The organism is Cupriavidus mimosae, assembly GCF_023952485.1.
Taxonomy (GTDB): domain Bacteria; phylum Pseudomonadota; class Gammaproteobacteria; order Burkholderiales; family Burkholderiaceae; genus Cupriavidus; species Cupriavidus taiwanensis_C.
This window is the reverse complement of the sequence record NZ_JALHRY010000001.1, coordinates 101,128-116,942: the sequence shown is the minus strand read 5'-3', so window position 1 is coordinate 116,942 and position 15,815 is coordinate 101,128. Positions and strand designations below refer to the sequence as shown.

13 protein-coding genes and 1 pseudogene are annotated in these 15,815 nt (G+C 61.8%); 10 read left to right on the top strand and 4 right to left on the bottom strand.

All coding sequences use genetic code 11. The annotated features are described in order from the left end of the window. Window positions 1–515: 515 nt before the first annotated feature. The 4 genes from MKD50_RS00560 (at window position 516) to MKD50_RS00545 (ending at window position 6,540) form a co-directional block, all read left to right on the top strand. Window positions 516–968, top strand: coding sequence for a hypothetical protein (locus tag MKD50_RS00560; protein WP_252666055.1), 453 nt, complete (start codon window positions 516–518; stop codon window positions 966–968). Between the two features lie 601 nt (window positions 969–1,569). Next, on the top strand, window positions 1,570–4,185 hold the full coding sequence (locus tag MKD50_RS00555; protein WP_252666054.1) for an integrase catalytic domain-containing protein: 2,616 nt from the start codon (window positions 1,570–1,572) through the stop codon (window positions 4,183–4,185). Between the two features lie 33 nt (window positions 4,186–4,218). After that, window positions 4,219–5,265, top strand: coding sequence for an ATP-binding protein (locus MKD50_RS00550; RefSeq protein ID WP_252666053.1), 1,047 nt, complete (start codon window positions 4,219–4,221; stop codon window positions 5,263–5,265). A 9-nt stretch (window positions 5,266–5,274) separates the two neighbouring features. Further along, window positions 5,275–6,540: a TniQ family protein gene (locus MKD50_RS00545; RefSeq protein WP_252666052.1), complete on the top strand. Its 1,266-nt coding sequence runs from the start codon at window positions 5,275–5,277 to the stop codon at window positions 6,538–6,540. A 114-nt stretch (window positions 6,541–6,654) separates the two neighbouring features. Here the strand turns inward: MKD50_RS00545 and MKD50_RS00540 are convergent. Then, window positions 6,655–7,365: pseudogene (locus MKD50_RS00540) on the bottom strand (LysR substrate-binding domain-containing protein); the annotation flags it as partial. Between the two features lie 117 nt (window positions 7,366–7,482). Here MKD50_RS00540 and MKD50_RS00535 point away from each other — a divergent pair. The 3 genes from MKD50_RS00535 (at window position 7,483) to MKD50_RS00525 (ending at window position 10,488) form a co-directional block, all read left to right on the top strand. Next, window positions 7,483–8,949 carry an amidase gene (locus MKD50_RS00535; protein WP_252666051.1) on the top strand — a complete coding sequence of 489 codons (1,467 nt, stop codon included), beginning with the start codon at window positions 7,483–7,485 and terminating at the stop codon, window positions 8,947–8,949. 62 nt (window positions 8,950–9,011) lie between these two features. Continuing rightward, window positions 9,012–9,995, top strand: a complete 984-nt coding sequence (locus tag MKD50_RS00530; protein ID WP_115702199.1) for a Bug family tripartite tricarboxylate transporter substrate binding protein — start codon at window positions 9,012–9,014, stop codon at window positions 9,993–9,995. 106 nt (window positions 9,996–10,101) lie between these two features. After that, the gene (locus MKD50_RS00525) at window positions 10,102–10,488 is read left to right on the top strand and encodes a nuclear transport factor 2 family protein (protein WP_012356871.1); all 387 of its coding nucleotides are present in this window, start codon (window positions 10,102–10,104) and stop codon (window positions 10,486–10,488) included. A 31-nt stretch (window positions 10,489–10,519) separates the two neighbouring features. On the opposite strand, the gene MKD50_RS00520 is transcribed toward MKD50_RS00525, so the two are convergent. Further along, window positions 10,520–10,972, bottom strand: coding sequence for a RidA family protein (locus MKD50_RS00520; RefSeq protein ID WP_115702637.1), 453 nt, complete (start codon window positions 10,970–10,972; stop codon window positions 10,520–10,522). A gap of 170 nt (window positions 10,973–11,142) precedes the next feature. Between MKD50_RS00520 and soxR the strand changes: the two genes are divergently transcribed. After that, window positions 11,143–11,625: a redox-sensitive transcriptional activator SoxR gene (gene soxR, locus MKD50_RS00515; protein WP_115702203.1), complete on the top strand. Its 483-nt coding sequence runs from the start codon at window positions 11,143–11,145 to the stop codon at window positions 11,623–11,625. A gap of 26 nt (window positions 11,626–11,651) precedes the next feature. Here soxR and MKD50_RS00510 read toward each other — a convergent pair whose 3' ends face one another. Beyond that, a complete protein-coding gene (locus MKD50_RS00510; protein WP_252666049.1) occupies window positions 11,652–12,032 on the bottom strand; it encodes a c-type cytochrome in 381 nt (126 codons plus the stop codon). Between the two features lie 175 nt (window positions 12,033–12,207). Between MKD50_RS00510 and MKD50_RS00505 the strand changes: the two genes are divergently transcribed. Then, complete coding sequence (locus MKD50_RS00505) at window positions 12,208–12,615, top strand: hypothetical protein (protein ID WP_172582420.1); 408 nt, start codon at window positions 12,208–12,210, stop codon at window positions 12,613–12,615. Between the two features lie 143 nt (window positions 12,616–12,758). Beyond that, window positions 12,759–13,415 (top strand): DsbA family oxidoreductase, encoded by a 657-nt coding sequence (locus MKD50_RS00500; RefSeq protein ID WP_115702209.1) that lies wholly within the window; start codon window positions 12,759–12,761, stop codon window positions 13,413–13,415. Window positions 13,416–13,493: 78 nt separating this feature from the next. Here MKD50_RS00500 and MKD50_RS00495 read toward each other — a convergent pair whose 3' ends face one another. After that, window positions 13,494–15,782, bottom strand: a complete 2,289-nt coding sequence (locus MKD50_RS00495) for a nitric-oxide reductase large subunit (protein ID WP_115702211.1) — start codon at window positions 15,780–15,782, stop codon at window positions 13,494–13,496. Between the last annotated feature and the right edge of the window lie 33 nt (window positions 15,783–15,815).

Sequence of the window (15,815 nt, the reverse complement as noted above, 5' to 3'; positions counted from 1 at the left end):
ACTCTCTATCTCAATCCTGAGGGCATTCTTCACCCTCCGCATGCCGTTGCGAAACGGAACGCTGCTTCAGCAACCTTCGCAGTCAACATAGCACTGTTCGAAGAGCTTTTGCTCACATCTCCGCCAACTGCAATCATCCTGCACAGTTGGTACATCCTAGAGGCGGGTTACCGGGACGCTCTATCCTGCTTGCCAAGCGCGACGCGCGCAAGCGTCATCGGCGCAACCCTTCCAGGCAACAGACTTCACCGATACCACCACCCTGCCGTGACCGCTCGACGAGAATGGTTGCGTGCGGACCTCCAGCGCCGCCGCCCTCCTCATCCAATTCTTCTCGACACAGATTGGGGCCAAGTCCTGCCGATTCTCTCTGAGTCCAGCGTCATCATCGAAGCCCGAACTGACCTGACCACCGCAATCCACGCGTTACGTACCCTTCTTTTGGAGGTGAGCACGGTCTACCGCCCACCCAAGCGAAACGGTGGCGACCACAGGAATCGAGAGGAGCAGGCGTGATGAGAATTCTATTCTTTGTGTGCGACGGAGTTCTCCACCCTTCGTGCAAGGGAGTTCCGGCTCAGCACCGCCAGGCGACGGCAAGCAGCATCCTGGACGCCGGCTTCTTCCAATGGTCGGCTCATTTGGCCGAAGCACTCCAGGGATACAACGACGTCGTTCTTATCAACGAGTGCGATTGGGGCGTCAAGCTCAAGCAACGTACCTTCTTGCAATGCCTCGGGCCATCTGGCCGGTGGTTCGCCGGTGCTCTCGACAGCAGGCCTACGTCGATTGAAGGCGCCAGAGCCCTCTTTCTTCATGTCGCACATCCGATTGACTGGATGCGAATCCTCCCACGGCCTCAGCCAGCAGACGCCGAGCGCGTCCTTCTGGTCGACCCCAAACACGGTATTTCGGCGGCAGCGGCGAAGCAATCGCTCCACAGACACTGGCATAAAGAACCGATATGAACAGTATCACACCGATTATTTTTGGCATAAGAGTTAATGCCCCTTGACCGAACACGTATTTGTCGTTAATCGCGGGAAAAACCCTATGCAACCGCTCGCATAGTTTCGCAAAAAACGCTTGCACACCTCGCGAAGAAGAATAAACTCGACTCACCATGGAGACTGTACACATGGAACACAGGAAACCCCACGTCACACCGCCCAGTTAGACCGCTTCCGCATAAGACGGCTCGTTAAGAACGTCGCTTGTAGCTGCTCACGCAAGGTCTTTTCGAGAAATTCAAAATTTCCCGAGGGAAGGCTGTGTTTTCACAACTCCGAACGCTAGTCGTTTTGAGATGCCCCACTATTGCCCGCGACCTTAAGAACGCGTCGACCTTGGGAAGGGCGAAATTCGCCGGGAAATCGCCTGTGCGACATTCAAATTAAAGGACTACAAATGGACTATGTAAGGCTCCATGAACACGTAGAGAACATCCTGTGTCAGATGGACATGCCCGAGGAGGGTCGACATTATATTCGGCGCGCCATTAATGAAGGACCCTCTCGAACACCGAGGAATCATTATGGCAATGTGATGTCACGAATTCCCAGCAGAAAAATGAGCCGTTCCGTTTTAGTGGAAAGCATGGCAGGAGAATTGGCGAAAGCAATGGAATACGAAAATGACGAAAATATAATCGCGTATTTTTCGCAACCGCCAGAAATTCAAGTGGATTATATCGATAAGAACGGCAAACGCCATGGAACGGGGCCCTATCACCCAGATTTTCTTGTCGTGACCAAGATGTCAGTTTATGTGGATGAAGTAAGAGACGACGCTCGGCTGTATGCCCAAACACTGAGCCATCCCGACTCTTACTTTCGAGATGAAGAAGGGGCGTTCCACTTCCTCCCCGCTGAGCAGATTTTCAAAAAAATGGGCGTACCTTACAAAATAGTAAAAAACTCGTCTATTAATACTCGACTTCTTAACAATGCTCGATTTCTCAAAGATTACCTCCGAGAGGACGCGCCCCCAATCCCTAGCGACACATTGCAGCAAATCACTGAAATCTTGGAGGAGCGAAAATATGTCTCCTACACGGAGCTCCTCGAACAGTATCGAATCTCAGCAGACCATATTTTTTCTGCTATTGCTGGGGGATATGTTGACGTCAACCTCAACGTAGAGAAGCTCGATGTGCCGTCGGATTTAATCATTTGCCGGGATGCGGCCATATCGACCGCCGTCCGAGCAGCTCGCCAAAAAGAGCTTCAGCCGGTCCTCCCGTTGCCTGGCGTCATGCGGTTGCGCTCCGGAACTGTCATCCGATATGACAATGTTGAGTACACAGTTGTCATGTGTGGAGAGCGCCAGCTGCACGTGCAAGACAAAGATGGATACATCTCGGTACTGGAGTTGGAGGCAGTTTTGGCCCTAAACGAACTGAATGCAGTTTCTTCCAACGCTCCTGGGATACCGGCAGACCCAAAGAAGACGCTACACGATTTCAGCTCTGCCCAATGGGCGAGAGCCGAGACTCGGCTAAATGCCCTCGATAACTGGGACCTCAAAGCATTCTCCAGAAGTTCGCTGGAAAGCTTCAAGCGCAAAGTACGAGGTATGAAAAGTCAGCTAGACAAGCTGATTGCATTGATGGACAACATCCCAAACCGAGGAAATTTCTACCCTCACTTCACAAACGCGTCGGAAAACAAATGCTTCATCGATGCTATAAAAAGCTACAACTCTCCCGAGCGCATGACGAAAAGGGGTGCGTATGGAACTTATACGAAGTTAATTGACCATCATATAAAAGAACATGGAGAACCGCTCACGCGCAGGTCTTACGCGACATTCTGTAAAAACTGCAGAGATGCTGAAGACATCTTGCGCCGAGAGGGCCTGAAAGCAGCATATCAAAAATATCCGATTGACTCTCTGTTCGCCCAGTCTTTTCCAGTTCACGGAACGAGGCCGCATGAAGTTTGCTACATAGACCATACCACTATACCCCTCGACACCAGAGACGTGGAGGGCGTAGACCTCAGCAAACCTTACATAACGCTAGCGGTGGATGGCACCACCCGACACAGGCGTGCGTTTTGGCTTTCTTACAACCCGCCCAGCGCGGCTTCCGTCCTTATGGTCCTCCGCGACTACGTCCGTCGGCATAAGCGCCTCCCAACAATTATCGTCGTAGACAACGGAAAAGAGTTCCATTCGCATGAGCTAATTTTCTTTTGCTACCTCTACGGCATCGAACTTCGCTATCGTCCCCCCGGCCAGCCTCGTGCCGGCGCAATCGTCGAGCGGGCGTTCGGGGCAATGCAGGAGGAGGTAATTCAGCAGCTTCGGGGCAATACGACCAATATGGTAGACCCGAGAATGGTGTCGCGGTCAGTAAACCCGTTCGACCGTGGAGTATGGACGCTGCCAGCGCTTTACTTCATGTTGGACGAATACTTCTCGCAATACGCCGACCGAGCACACCCGGCCCTCGGCATGAGTCCAAATGAAAAGGAGAGGCGGCAGTTTAGGGAAAGCGGCTTACGTGAACACACTCTAGTGCGATTCGACGAGAACTTGATGCTGCTTACATGCCCCCACGCAAAAAAGTGGTTTCAGCTCGTAGACAATCGACGCGGAATATATATTTACGGTCAATTCTACTGGCACGAGTCATTCAAAAAGCTGGAGAAGGGTACTCGCCTTGAAGTTCGAGTAGAACCGTGGGATGGAAACGTACTATATGTGTGTGTGGAAAAGCTGGGATGGCAGTGCGCCATTATTCGCAACCTCGAGCCGTATCGCGGCAAGACCAATTATCAAATTCAGCAAATGTGCAGAGAATCAGCTCGTGCCAAAAGCCAGCTTGCCAAGCAAGCCATTGGCTCCGGAAAAGTTCTCACGGAGAAGGCGGAGTTGTTCATACCGGGCCCGTTCGATGACCGCATGACAAGGCAGCAAGCGGAGATGGGTCATCTGGCTAAGCGGCTCGGGATGTCCATTGCCAGTTCCCAAGCCGCAAAATTTCTCGAAAAAACCACTGCGGACCACATCAATTCACCTTTCGGGAACCTGGATTGGGGGAAAGAAAAAGATGCCGCTGGAGAAACGGACAGTGAAACGCGGAGCGACGGTACTGAAATGCCAGAGGACGAACGCGAACGCAGCGTCCCTCATCCCCAGGTCAATGAGGCCACGCTTAATGCCTTCCGAAGCTATGTATAAGCCTTTCTTGTCCAAAGACCGAAGGAGAACTCCATGTATAAGCGTAACCCAAAGTTCGTTCACCCTGAGCTAGTCCACGTACTCTCCACAAGCAAGACGAGGCGCTTAAGTTGGTTCGAGAACTTAAATGTCTCACATTCAAACCTTGCCACCGCCCTCAATGACCTTCTTGAGTACGCACAACGCGGACGAAATACCAGGTTTATATTCCTAATCGGAATGACCGGCGTAGGGAAGACAAGCCTTGCCGAAAATGCCTTGTCCACGGCACTCACTGTGTTATGGGAGGAAGAAGAAATCGAAATTCCTTTTATGTATGTGCCAGTTGAGACCAATGATGAACCGCGTTTTGCGTGGAAGAACCTGTACAGCGCAATTCTGGAACAAGGCAGCTCCATCCCCGTTGAAAGCGTGCGAGAGGGGGTGTGCAGTGGCGATATCATGAGATTCTCTAACAATAAGCGCTACACCTTGGCCGCGCTTCGAAAGGCCATAAAGAGGATGGCCAAGGAACGAGGCCTAAAAGTCATTATTTTCGATGAGGCATACTACTTTCTTCGCTTTAGCAGCCTAGATGTCATGGACACCGTGAAGTCGTTTGCGGAGCAAATAGATGTAAAACTAATTTTTATCGGAAGTTATGAATTGCTAAAATTGGCGGCACAGTACTCAATACAAATTCGGCGCACCGAAGTTGTTCCGTTTTTTCGCTACGACCCCAAGAAGAAGAATGAGATGAGAGAGTTTATGACCGTCATCGAGAAATTCACTTCAAATTGGCCTTGCGACCATATTCCAAATTTTCTGGCTGCAGCTGACGAACTGGCGGTTGCGTCGATGGGAGGAGTCGGCCAGTTGTCGGCCATTCTAGCGAATTTCTTAGGTATTCAGCTTCGTAACAAGGGTGAGATTTGGACGCCCGAAATGTTTGGAAAAGCTTTGAAAGCAACAGGTCTGGACGAAGAAATGCGTGAGCAGATAAGAGAGGGGGAAGCGGAGCTTAGGCGCAAGTACGCCATCAAGAATGGTTTCTGCACGAATCAGGGTATAGCGACAATCAAAGAGAAGTTGACCAGCTGAGATTCGAAAATGTCTCCCCTTTACAACCTTGCGCCCATAGGCTTCGGGACAAGTCTTGCAGAGTCGCTAGTTAGCTACGATTTTCGGTTAGCCAATGCGCACTGCGTTTCCGTGCGGACCCTGAATAGATGCGTGCTGGCTCCCGTCATGGGTTGGCAAGAGGATAGGGTGTTGAACAACTCATGGTCAGGATGTGGAGCGTCCGCGATGGTCAGCATCGGAGGTGCATCCCAGGCGTGGGCAGCTGCGTTAAACAAGGCAACAGACAGGAACGATTTACAACTGGCAACCCTGAATTTTGCATCGGGTTTTTTATCAGCACACCGCCTACATACGAGGTGTGCTCGATATTGCAGGGAATGTTTGCAAGATTTTGTGCTCAATAGCGAAGAACCCTGGATACCACTTTTATGGCACGTTGATGTAGTGACCGCGTGTCCGATTCACCGCACCAGGCATCGTATCCGCAGATGTGGAACATCGGAAGGATTCTTCTATCAACCGCTGCGCAGAGTACTCCCTGAAAACTGTTGGATATGTGGTCGGATTTTCTGTCTTTGCGACAAATCTCCGTCGGTGGAGGCTACTGACGAAGAGGTAGCCGTAGCGGAACTCGTTGGGGAGCTAATTGCAATCGGGACCTCGGGAATAGAGATGCCGACGGATGCCTTGCAGCTTTGCAACGAATCAATGCCTTCTGTTCTGGGGGAAAATTGGCTTCGCCGCAGCGCAGCGGCCTGCAATATCCACGCTGGTGGAGTGCATCACATGTTTAGACAACCGGGCGCCCGGACGTCGCTGCCCGGGCTTGTTCGATACTGCCTGTGCAATCAACTGTCACTTGCTCAAATGGCTCTTGGCAAAGCTGAGTACCGGTCTTGTGACACCCCCAGCTTACATCGCCCAGCGAAACATGACGCCGTCAATCCGGAGCGTATTCGAGAGGAGGTGTTGAAATCGATTGCGTCGGGGGGCGTCCGAAGTTTGCGAGACCTGGCACGAAGGCTCCATCATGACCCCAAATCACTTGAACGGGCGGTTCCAGACCTGATGCCGGCGCTTAAGCTCGCCAACGCGGCATTTTCTGTCGCAGAAAGCAATATTGCTGCTGCGAAACAACAAGATGAATGCCGCAGGATTATTGAAGCACTCCTCCGAGCGGGCTTACCCCTAACACTCCGCAATGCACGAGAGCAAACTGGAAAGGCTTGGCACACGAACAGCAGGAAGGCCAAAATGTTCGTGGCGATGCGTGAGCGATACATCCATGAATAAGCGGCCCCCGCACACGCGACTACATTATTGATGAGGCACGAAATGAAGTAATTCGCTGGATTTTTCGCAGTAAAGTGAAAAGTCCGAATCGTCCAACGAATTGCTTTAGCTGACAAGCACGAAGCTGGTCAGGGTCTCGAAGTGGTTGGTCACCAGCACCGGCTCGAACACCATGCCGCGCTCGCCGCAGGCCAGGTCGAACAGCTGGCGCACGGTGTTGTCGCCCTCGGGCAGCGCCAGCGGGTACGGCTGCATCTGCGCCAGCGTGACGCTGCGAAAGCGCGCCAGCGGATGGTCCGGGCGCATGATGGCGATCACCGGCGCCGCCTGCCGGTGCGCGATGCGGATGCCCTGCTCGGCGGCGCGGCTGTAAGTGATGCCGATATCCGCGTCGCCGTGCAGCACGATGCCGGTCACATCTGCCGGCGGCGCCACGCGCACGTGGAACTGCAGGCCCGGATAGCGCTGGCGGAACTCGGCGATGATGCGCGGCAGGAAGTCGATCGCAAACCCGGCGGAACTGGCCACGCGCACCCGGCCGCGGCGCAGGCCCTGCAGCGCGGCGACCTCGGACACCACGCGGTCGGCTTCCAGCGCGCCGCGCAGCGCGTAGGCCGCCAGCAGTTCGCCGGCGGCGCTGGCCACCATGCCGCGCGGGCGGCGATCGAACAACGGCACGCCGAGCAGGGCCTCGAGCGCGGCGACCTGCCGGCTCACCGCCGATACGGTCACATTGAGCCGTTGCGCCGCCTCGGTCAGCGAGCCGCTGCGGACCACTTCCAGGAAATAGCGCAGCGAGGTGTCCTGCAGGCGATGCGACAACATGGGGGCGGGCTCCGGCCGGTTTGCGTTTTACGCAAGGATATTTGAAAAAATCGTCGATTGCGGGAAAGCACCGGTCGCCCGTATGCTTTTCCCAGACATCACCGGAGACCTCGCGCCATGGCGACAGCCCAGACCCCCGCTACCTCGACCAACCCGATCACCGAGCTCGATGCCGTCGCGCTGTCGCGGGCCATCCATGCGCGCGACCTCTCCTGTGTGGAAGTGCTCGATGCCTTCCTCGGCCAGATCGACCGCCACAACCCCCGCGTCAATGCCATCGTCGCCGCGGTGGATCGCGACACGCTGCGCCGGCAGGCGCGCGCGCTGGACGACGAGCTGGCGCGCGGCACCAGCCGCGGCCCGCTGCATGGCTTCCCGCAGGCCCCAAAGGACATCAGCCCCGCCGCGGGCATGGTCACCACCAAGGGCTCGCCGATCTTCGCCGGCCAGGTCAGCGACACCGATGCCGTGATCTTCGAGCGCATGCGCGCCGGCGGCGCGATTTTTGTCGGACGCACCAACTCGCCGGAATTCGGTCTCGGCGGCCATACCTACAACCCGGTCTACGGCACCACCCGCAATGCCTTCGACCCCGCCCGCTCCGCCGGCGGCAGCAGCGGCGGCGCCGCGGTGGCGGTGGCGCTGCACATGCTGCCGGTGGCCGACGGCTCGGACATGATGGGCTCGCTGCGCACGCCCGCGGCGTTCAACCATGTGTATGGGCTGCGCACCTCGGTCGGCTGCGTGCCGCACGGCCCGGGCGACGAAGTGTTCTTCCAGCAGTTCAGCGTGGCCGGGCCGATGGCGCGCAACGTGCCGGACCTGGCCCTGCTGCTGTCGGTGCAGGCCGGCTTCGATGCGCGGCTGCCGCTGACGCGCCGCAACGAGGCGCCCGGCACCTTTGCGCTGCCGCCCGAACGCGACTGGACCGGCGTGCGCATCGGCTGGCTCGGCGACCTGGGCGGGCACCTGCCCACCGAAGCGGGCCTGCTCGACACCTGCGTGCAGGCCCTGGCGCACCTGCGTACGCTCGGCTGCACCATCGACGCGGCGCTGCCGGACTTTGACCTGGAACGCCTGTGGCGCGCGTGGATCGACCTGCGCAGCTTCTCGGTGGCGGGCGCCAACGCCGCGCTGTACCACGACCCCGCCAGGCGCGCGCTGCTCAAGCCCGAGGCGGTCTGGGAGATCGAACGCGGCCTGGCGCTGCCCGGCACGCGCTTGTATGAGGCCATGGCCGAACGCAGCGCGTGGTACCAGGCGCTGCGCGCGCTGTTCGAGCGCTTCGACTACCTGGTGCTGCCGGCCGCGCAGGTATTCCCGTTCGATGCCGACTGGGACTGGCCGCACGCCATCGACGGCCGCGACATGGACACCTACCACCGCTGGATGCAGGCGGTGGTGCCGGCCACCATGGCCGGGCTGCCGGCGCTGGCCGCACCCGCCGGCTTCGGCCCGCGGGGCCTGCCCGCCGGTATCCAGATCATCGGCCCGGCGCAGGCCGACGCCGCGGTGCTGCAGCTGGGCCATGCCTACGACCAGGCCGGCGGATTCTCGCGCGTGCGCAGCCCCTGGCTGGGCTGAGCCCCGCTGCCCGTCGATTCCCGATTGCCTCCCATTCCCATAACTGCCGCAGGAGTGCCACGATGACTGCAATGCCCCCGAAGCTGTTTCTCGCCTGCGCCACCGCCCTGGCGGCGCTGTCCGCCGCGCCCGCCGCCCACGCGCAAACGTGGCCGGAGCGACCGCTGCGGCTGGTGGTGCCGTTCGCCGCCGGCGGCGCCACCGACGTGCTCGGCCGCCTGCTGGCGGTCGGCCTCGGCGAAAAACTCGGCCAGTCGGTGGTGGTCGAGAACAAGCCGGGCGCCAGCACCGTGATCGGCGCCACCCAGGTGGCCAAGGCCGCGCCCGACGGCTACACGCTGCTGCTGGCGGCCAGCACCACGCTGACACTGAATCCGGCGATCCGCCAGAACCTGGGCTACGACCCGATCAAGAGCTTCACCCCGCTCGGCCTGGTCGCCGACATGAGCCTGGTGCTGGTAGCCAACCCCGACACGCAGATCGCCTCGCTCAAGGACCTGGTGACACAGGCCAAGGCCAACCCGGACAAGTTCTCCTATGGCTCGTTCGGCGCCGGCTCGTCGGTGCATTTCGGCGCGGAGATGCTCAAGGCCGCCACCGGCATCCGCATGGTCCACGTGCCGTTCAACGGCAGCGCGCCAAGCCTGACCGCGCTCGCCGGCGGCCAGGTGCCGGTGGCCGTCGATACCGTGGTGGCGACCCTGCCGCTGATCAAGGGCGGCAAGATCCGGCCGGTGGCGGTGCTGTCGCCGCAACGCCTGCCGGCCTTGCCGCAAGTGCCGACCGTCGCTGAAAGCGGCTACCCCGGCTTCCAGATGGGCACCTGGTTTGCGCTAATGGCACCGGCCGGCCTGCCCGCGCCGGTGCAGCAGAAGCTGGAAAAGGCACTGGCCGACGTCGCCAATTCCCCGGCCACGAAGGCGCGCATGGTCGAGCTGGCGTTGACGCCGGCTTATGGCAATGGTGCGGCGGTGAAGGCTCGGGTGGAGAAGGAATTGCCGGAGATGCGGGCGGTGGCGGCGCGGGCAAATATCCGGGCGGAATAACGAGGGCGTTTTCGTTGGCTCCGTTTGCATACAAAACTGGAATACAATCGACGCTTTCAACGTTGCGGCATGGCCAGGCCCTGCCGCCCCAGTTTTGGAGGAGATCATGACGTTTTCGGAAACCGGCCTGACGTCCCGCCACGTGGCCGCGCTCGCGCCGATCGAGGACTACCTGCAGGGCCATATCACCGGCAAGGCCGAATTCATGTACAAGGCTTTCGCCGCCGACGCACGGATCGTCTCGTTTCGTGACGGCAAGCTGCATTCGCTGACGGTCGAGGAATTCGCCACGGCGCGCTGCCCCGGGCATCCGGCCGCGGACGAAGCCCAGCGCAAGCGCTTCATCACGCAGTTCGACGTGGTCGGCAACGCCGGCGTGGCCAAGGTGGTGCTGGAATACCCGGGCGTGACCTTCACCGACTACATGACGCTGCTCGAGATCGACGGCGTCTGGAAGATCGTCAACAAGACCTTCAGCGCCGCGGCGCGCTGAGTCCGGACTTCAATTCCCGAACTGCCGCGGCTCAGGCCGGCAACACCGCTGTCGCTTCGATCTCGAACAGCATGTTGTCCAGCGCCAGCCGCGGCACCGGGATCAGCGTGCAGGCCGGCGTCGGCCGCTCGCCCCACATCTCGCGCAGCGCCGCGCCGAAGGTGCGCAGGCGGTCGTGCGAATGGTCCACCACCAGCACCGTGAGCTTGGCCACGTCGCCGACGTCGGCACCGGCCGCCTGCAGCGCAATGCGCAGGTTCTGCATGGCACGCGCCACCTGGCGCGGAAAATCGAGCGGCAGGCAGCCCGCCGCATCCTCGCCGCCCTGCCCCGAGACATAGACGATGCGGGCCGGGCCTTCGACCAGGGCCACGTGCGAATAGCCGTTGGGCCGCGGGTCATACAGGCCGTCGGGATTGAGCAGGCTCAGCGAGTCGTTGGGACGGGCGAAGGGCACGGCCGGCGTGACTGGCAATGCTGGCATGGCGGGTGAGCCCAGCGACGAGGGCGAGAACGGAAACATGGTCATCGGCTTGTGGAAGGCATCTCGGACAGAGGAGCCGCCAGTATCAAACCTCAAGTTAGGTTAAGGTCAAGCGCGGCCATGGTGGTAGCATGGGCATTCCTGCGTTCCTCCGTTGACTTCCCTTTGCCATGGCTTCGAGGCAACCGCCCCCCTCCCCGCGCCGGCGCCGCCCCGCGCCCGCTGAAGAACTGCTCTCCGTTGGTGAAGTCTCGGCGCGCACCGGCATTGCGGTGTCCGCCCTGCATTTCTATGAAGCGCGCGGCCTGATCGCCAGCACCCGCAGCGGCGGCAACCAGCGCCGCTATGCGCGCGCCGTGCTGCGGCGCCTGGCGGTGATCCGCGTGGCCCAGCGCATGGGGCTGCCGCTGGCGGTAATTTCCGACGCCATGCAAAAGCTGCCCGACGGCCGCGCACCCACGGTGGCGGACTGGCGCAAGCTCTCCGCCAGCTGGCGCGACGACCTCGACGAACGGATCCGCACGCTGACGCAACTGCGCGACCAGCTGGACGGGTGCATCGGCTGCGGCTGCCTGTCGCTGAAGGCGTGTCCGCTACGCAATCCGCATGACGCGCTGGCGGGAGAAGGACCGGGGCCGCATTTTGCGGCGTGAGGCTGCGCGGCCAAGGCCGTGCCGGCTTACTTGAAGGTCTCGAGGTACGCCAGCAGATCCGTGATCTGCTGGTCGTCGCCCAACCCCCAGAACCGCATCTTCGTGCCGGGCACCACCTTGCCGGGCGAGCGGACGAAGGTGCGCAGGGTGTCGTGCGACCACACCACCTTCGACGCGCGCATCGCGTCCGAATACTGGAAATCCGACGTGCTGCCGGCCGCGCGGCCGAAGATCCCGTTCAGCTGAGGACCAAAGCCCGCGCGCGCATTGCGCCCGACGTGGTGGCACGAGGCGCAGCGTGTGGCAAACAAGGCCTTGCCGGCCTGGAGATCGGCGGCGGCCATGGCGGCGGTGGGAATGGCGGTGAAGGCGGTCAGTGCCAGCAAGGTGGCGAGGGTACGGCGCATGAGCAGCTTGGAAGGAAAATGCCTGGACAACGGGTTGGGATGATACAGGCAAGGCCCGCGCGCCCCGTCCAGGCGCGGGGTTACACCGCGTCACACTTGCAACACTTCGCGCGCCCCATATTACAGCCCGCCCCCCTACAGTGAGCCCATGTCCAACGCCCCTTGGGAGGCAGCCATGAAACGAATCTTCGCAATGGCGGTAGCAGGTGGTGCAATGCTGGTGGCCAGCGCTGGTGCTTACGCCGGTGTGAATATCGATATCGGCATCGGCGTGCCCGGCGTGGTGGTGGCGCAGCCGGCGCCGGTCTACCATCCGGCCCCGGTCTATGCGCCGGCGCCGGTGTACGCGCCCGCACCGGTGGCCTACGCGCCGCGCCCGGTCGTGGTGGCACCGCGGCCCGTGGTGGTGGCGCCGGTGCCGGTGCGCTACGACAATGACCGCGGCTATCGTCGCGCCTACTATCGCGGCGATTACCGCGAGGGCTACCACGACCACCGCCGCGAATGGCGCGGGCGCGAGTGGGAGCACCGCCATGGCGACCACGATGACCACGGCCGCGGCCACGGGCGCCGCTGGGACTGAACCCCGCCACGGCGCGGCGGGCGGACGCGCGGCCACCGGCTGAAGCGTCCGCCTGCAAGGATCCGCCAGTCACGCTACCCTGTCGGCAATTTCCAATCCGGGCCGGGGTCATGGCCTCGCCCCGTCCATGCCCAGGAGCAGCCATGCCACAACCCCTCAAGATCGACTTCGTCTCCGACATCGCCTGCCCCTGGTGTGCCATCGGCCTGGCTTCGCTGCAACTGGCGCTGCAGCGCGTGGGCGATGCGGTCGACGCCGAGATCGTCGTGCATCCGTTCGAGCTGAACCCCGGCATGCGCCCGGAAGGCGAAGCCATCGTCGACTATCTTGGCCGCAAGTACGGCCGCACCCCGGCGCAGATCGCCGAAACCCAGGCGATGATCCGCGAACGCGGCGCCGCCGTGGGCTTTGCCTTTGGCCCGCGCACCCATGTCTACAACACCTTCGACGCCCACCGCCTGCTGCATTGGGCCGGGCTGGAAGGCAAGCAGCTGCCGCTGAAGCAGGCGCTGCTGCGCGCCTACCACGCGGACGGCAAGGACCCCAGCAACCATGACGTGCTGGTCGACGCGGCCGAGTCCGTCGGCCTGGATGCCGCCGCGGCACGCAAGGTGCTGGCGGGCGACGACTATGCCGACGCGGTACGCGCGGAAATCGAGGAATACCAGCGCATGGGCATCCAGTCGGTGCCGTCGATCATCTTCAATGACCGCTACCTCGTGACCGGCGGCCAGCCGGTGGAGGCCTTCGAGCAGGCCATCCGCGACATCGCTGCCGAAGCGCGGCAGGCGCAAGGCTAGCCTTTTTCCTTGGCCGCCAATGCAAGTGGCCCGCCCGGTAACCCGGGCGGGCCACTCTGCTTTCGGCGCACTAATCGTTCAGCGCGCCGCGGGCTTCATCCCCACGGTGACGGCATCGGCCGAGCGCGGCGTGCGCGTGGCCAGGCCCAGCACCACCTGCCACGCGAACGACACTGCGCCGGCGATAAACACCACGTCGCCGAAGGTGCGCACCCAGCGCAGCGTTTGCAGGATGGGCTGCTGCATGAAGGCCTCGCTGCGCGCGTACCAGGTGCCATGCTCGACGCTGGCCAGGAACTGGATGATGCCGATCGGCAGCAGGCTGGTGCCGATCATCAGCACCAGGCCGAAGTTCAGGCCCCAGAACGCGGTCTTCATCAGCGCCGGGCTGAGCCGGTAGGCCGGACGCACGTAGCGCAGCACCAGCAGCGTGAAGCCCAGCGCCAGGAAGCCGTAGACGCCGAACAGCGCGGCATGGGCATGGACCGGCGTGGTGTTCTGGCCCTGGATGTAGTACAGCGCGATCGGCGGGTTGATCATGAAGCCGAACACGCCCGCGCCCAGCATGTTCCAGAACGCCACCGCGACAAAGCACATCAGCGGCCACTTCAGGTCGGCCATCCATGGCGCGCGCCGCTTCAGGCTCCAGTTTTCCCACGCTTCATGGCCCAGCACGATCAGCGGCACCACTTCCAGCGCGCTGAACGCGGCGCCCACCGCCATCACCGGCGTGGTGGTGCCGGCAAAGTACAGGTGGTGGAAGGTGCCGGGAATCCCGCCCAGCATGAACAGCGACGCCGACGCCAGGCTGGCCGCGGTGGCCATCGGGCGCGACACCAGCCCCAGCGTGGAGAAGATGAAGGCCAGCGCCGTGGTAGCGAAGACCTCGAAGAAGCCCTCCACCCACAGGTGCACCACCCACCAGCGCCAGTACTCCATCACCGTCAGGCTGGTGCGTTCGCCATAGGCCAGGCCCGCGCCATAGAACAGGCCGATCGCCACCACCGACGAAGTCAGCAGCGCCAGCAGGTTGCGATCGGTGCCGCGCGCGCGCAGCGCCGGCAGGATGCCGCGCATCATCAGCACCAGCCAGATCAGGATGCCGGCGAACTTGCCAATCTGCCACAGCCGGCCCAGGTCGACATACTCGTAGCCCTGGTGGCCGAGCCAGAAGTTCAGGTGCGGCGGCAGCTTCTGCGCGATCGCCAGGTAGTTGCCGGCGAACGACCCCACCACCACGACCACCAGCGCCCAGAACAGGACATCGACGCCCAGGCGCTGGAACTTCGGGTCCTTGCCGCCGTTGATCAGCGGCGCCAGGAACAGCCCCGCGGCCAGGAAGCCAGTGGCGATCCAGAACAGCGCGCTCTGGATATGCCAGGTGCGCACCAGCGCGTACGGGAACCACTGCGACACGTCGATGCCGTAGAACTTCTGGCCTTCGACGGTGTAGTGCGCGGTGAAGCCGCCCAGGAACACCTGGAACACGAACAGCGCCACCACCAGGAACAGGTATTTGCCCAGCGCGCGCTGCGACGGCGTCAGCGCCACCGACAGCAGCGGGTCGCGCGCCGGCGCCTGCGGCGGGGTTTCCTCCTTGCCGCGCAGGAAGGCCCACGCCCACACCAGGAAGCCGACGCCGGCCAGCAGCACCACCACGCTGATCACCGACCACACCACGTTTTCGCTGGTGGGCTGGTTGCCGATCAGCGGCTCGTGCGGCCAGTTGTTGGTGTAGGTGGCCTCATGGCCCGGGCGCGCGGTCGATGCGGCCCACGCGGTCCAGAAGAAGAAGTGCGTCAGCTGCTGGCGGCGCTCGGCGCTCGGCAGCGTGTTCTCCTTCATCGCGAAGTGCTCGCGCGTGGTGTGCAGCGCCGGCGCGTCGGAGAAGAGCTGGTCGTAGTAGGCGGCGGTGTCGGCGATGGCTTGTGCGCGGCGCTTTGACACGGTCAGCACGTTGCTGTCCGGATCGGTGGCATTGCCGCGGTACTCGGCGCGCAATTGCTCGCGCAAGGCGGCCTGCGCCGGCGCGTCTAGCTGCGCGAACGAGCGGCCGTGGCCGTCGCGCGCGGCCAGCTCCAGCCACGCGGTCAGTTCGCGGTGCAGCCAGTCGGCGGTCCAGTCCGGCGCCTGGTAGGCGCCGTGGCCCCAGATCGAGCCGAGCTGCATGCCGCCGACGGACTGCCATGCGGTCTGGCCGTCGAGGATGTCGTCGCCGCTGAACAGCGTGCGGCCCTCGGCCGTGACCACCTTGGCCGGGATGGGCGGGGCCTGGCGGTACACCTCGACGCCGTAGTAGCCGAGCAGGGAGAAAGTGATCGCCAGCACGGCGATCAGCAGGAACCAGAGTTTGCGGTAGGGACCCATGATGCGAAGTCGTTGAGGGTGGTGTCGGGCGGG

Coding starts and splice junctions, on each gene's coding strand:
- MKD50_RS00560 (WP_252666055.1), top strand. CDS start 516: ATGAGAATTCTATTCTTTGTGTGCGACGGAGTTCTCCACCCTTCGTGC.
- MKD50_RS00530 (WP_115702199.1), top strand. CDS start 9,012: ATGACTGCAATGCCCCCGAAGCTGTTTCTCGCCTGCGCCACCGCCCTG.
- MKD50_RS00500 (WP_115702209.1), top strand. CDS start 12,759: ATGCCACAACCCCTCAAGATCGACTTCGTCTCCGACATCGCCTGCCCC.
- MKD50_RS00510 (WP_252666049.1), bottom strand. CDS start 12,032: ATGCGCCGTACCCTCGCCACCTTGCTGGCACTGACCGCCTTCACCGCC.
- MKD50_RS00550 (WP_252666053.1), top strand. CDS start 4,219: ATGTATAAGCGTAACCCAAAGTTCGTTCACCCTGAGCTAGTCCACGTA.
- MKD50_RS00495 (WP_115702211.1), bottom strand. CDS start 15,782: ATGGGTCCCTACCGCAAACTCTGGTTCCTGCTGATCGCCGTGCTGGCG.
- MKD50_RS00525 (WP_012356871.1), top strand. CDS start 10,102: ATGACGTTTTCGGAAACCGGCCTGACGTCCCGCCACGTGGCCGCGCTC.
- MKD50_RS00535 (WP_252666051.1), top strand. CDS start 7,483: ATGGCGACAGCCCAGACCCCCGCTACCTCGACCAACCCGATCACCGAG.
- MKD50_RS00520 (WP_115702637.1), bottom strand. CDS start 10,972: ATGCCAGCATTGCCAGTCACGCCGGCCGTGCCCTTCGCCCGTCCCAAC.
- MKD50_RS00555 (WP_252666054.1), top strand. CDS start 1,570: ATGAGCCGTTCCGTTTTAGTGGAAAGCATGGCAGGAGAATTGGCGAAA.
- soxR (WP_115702203.1), top strand. CDS start 11,143: ATGGCTTCGAGGCAACCGCCCCCCTCCCCGCGCCGGCGCCGCCCCGCG.
- MKD50_RS00505 (WP_172582420.1), top strand. CDS start 12,208: ATGAAACGAATCTTCGCAATGGCGGTAGCAGGTGGTGCAATGCTGGTG.
- MKD50_RS00545 (WP_252666052.1), top strand. CDS start 5,275: ATGTCTCCCCTTTACAACCTTGCGCCCATAGGCTTCGGGACAAGTCTT.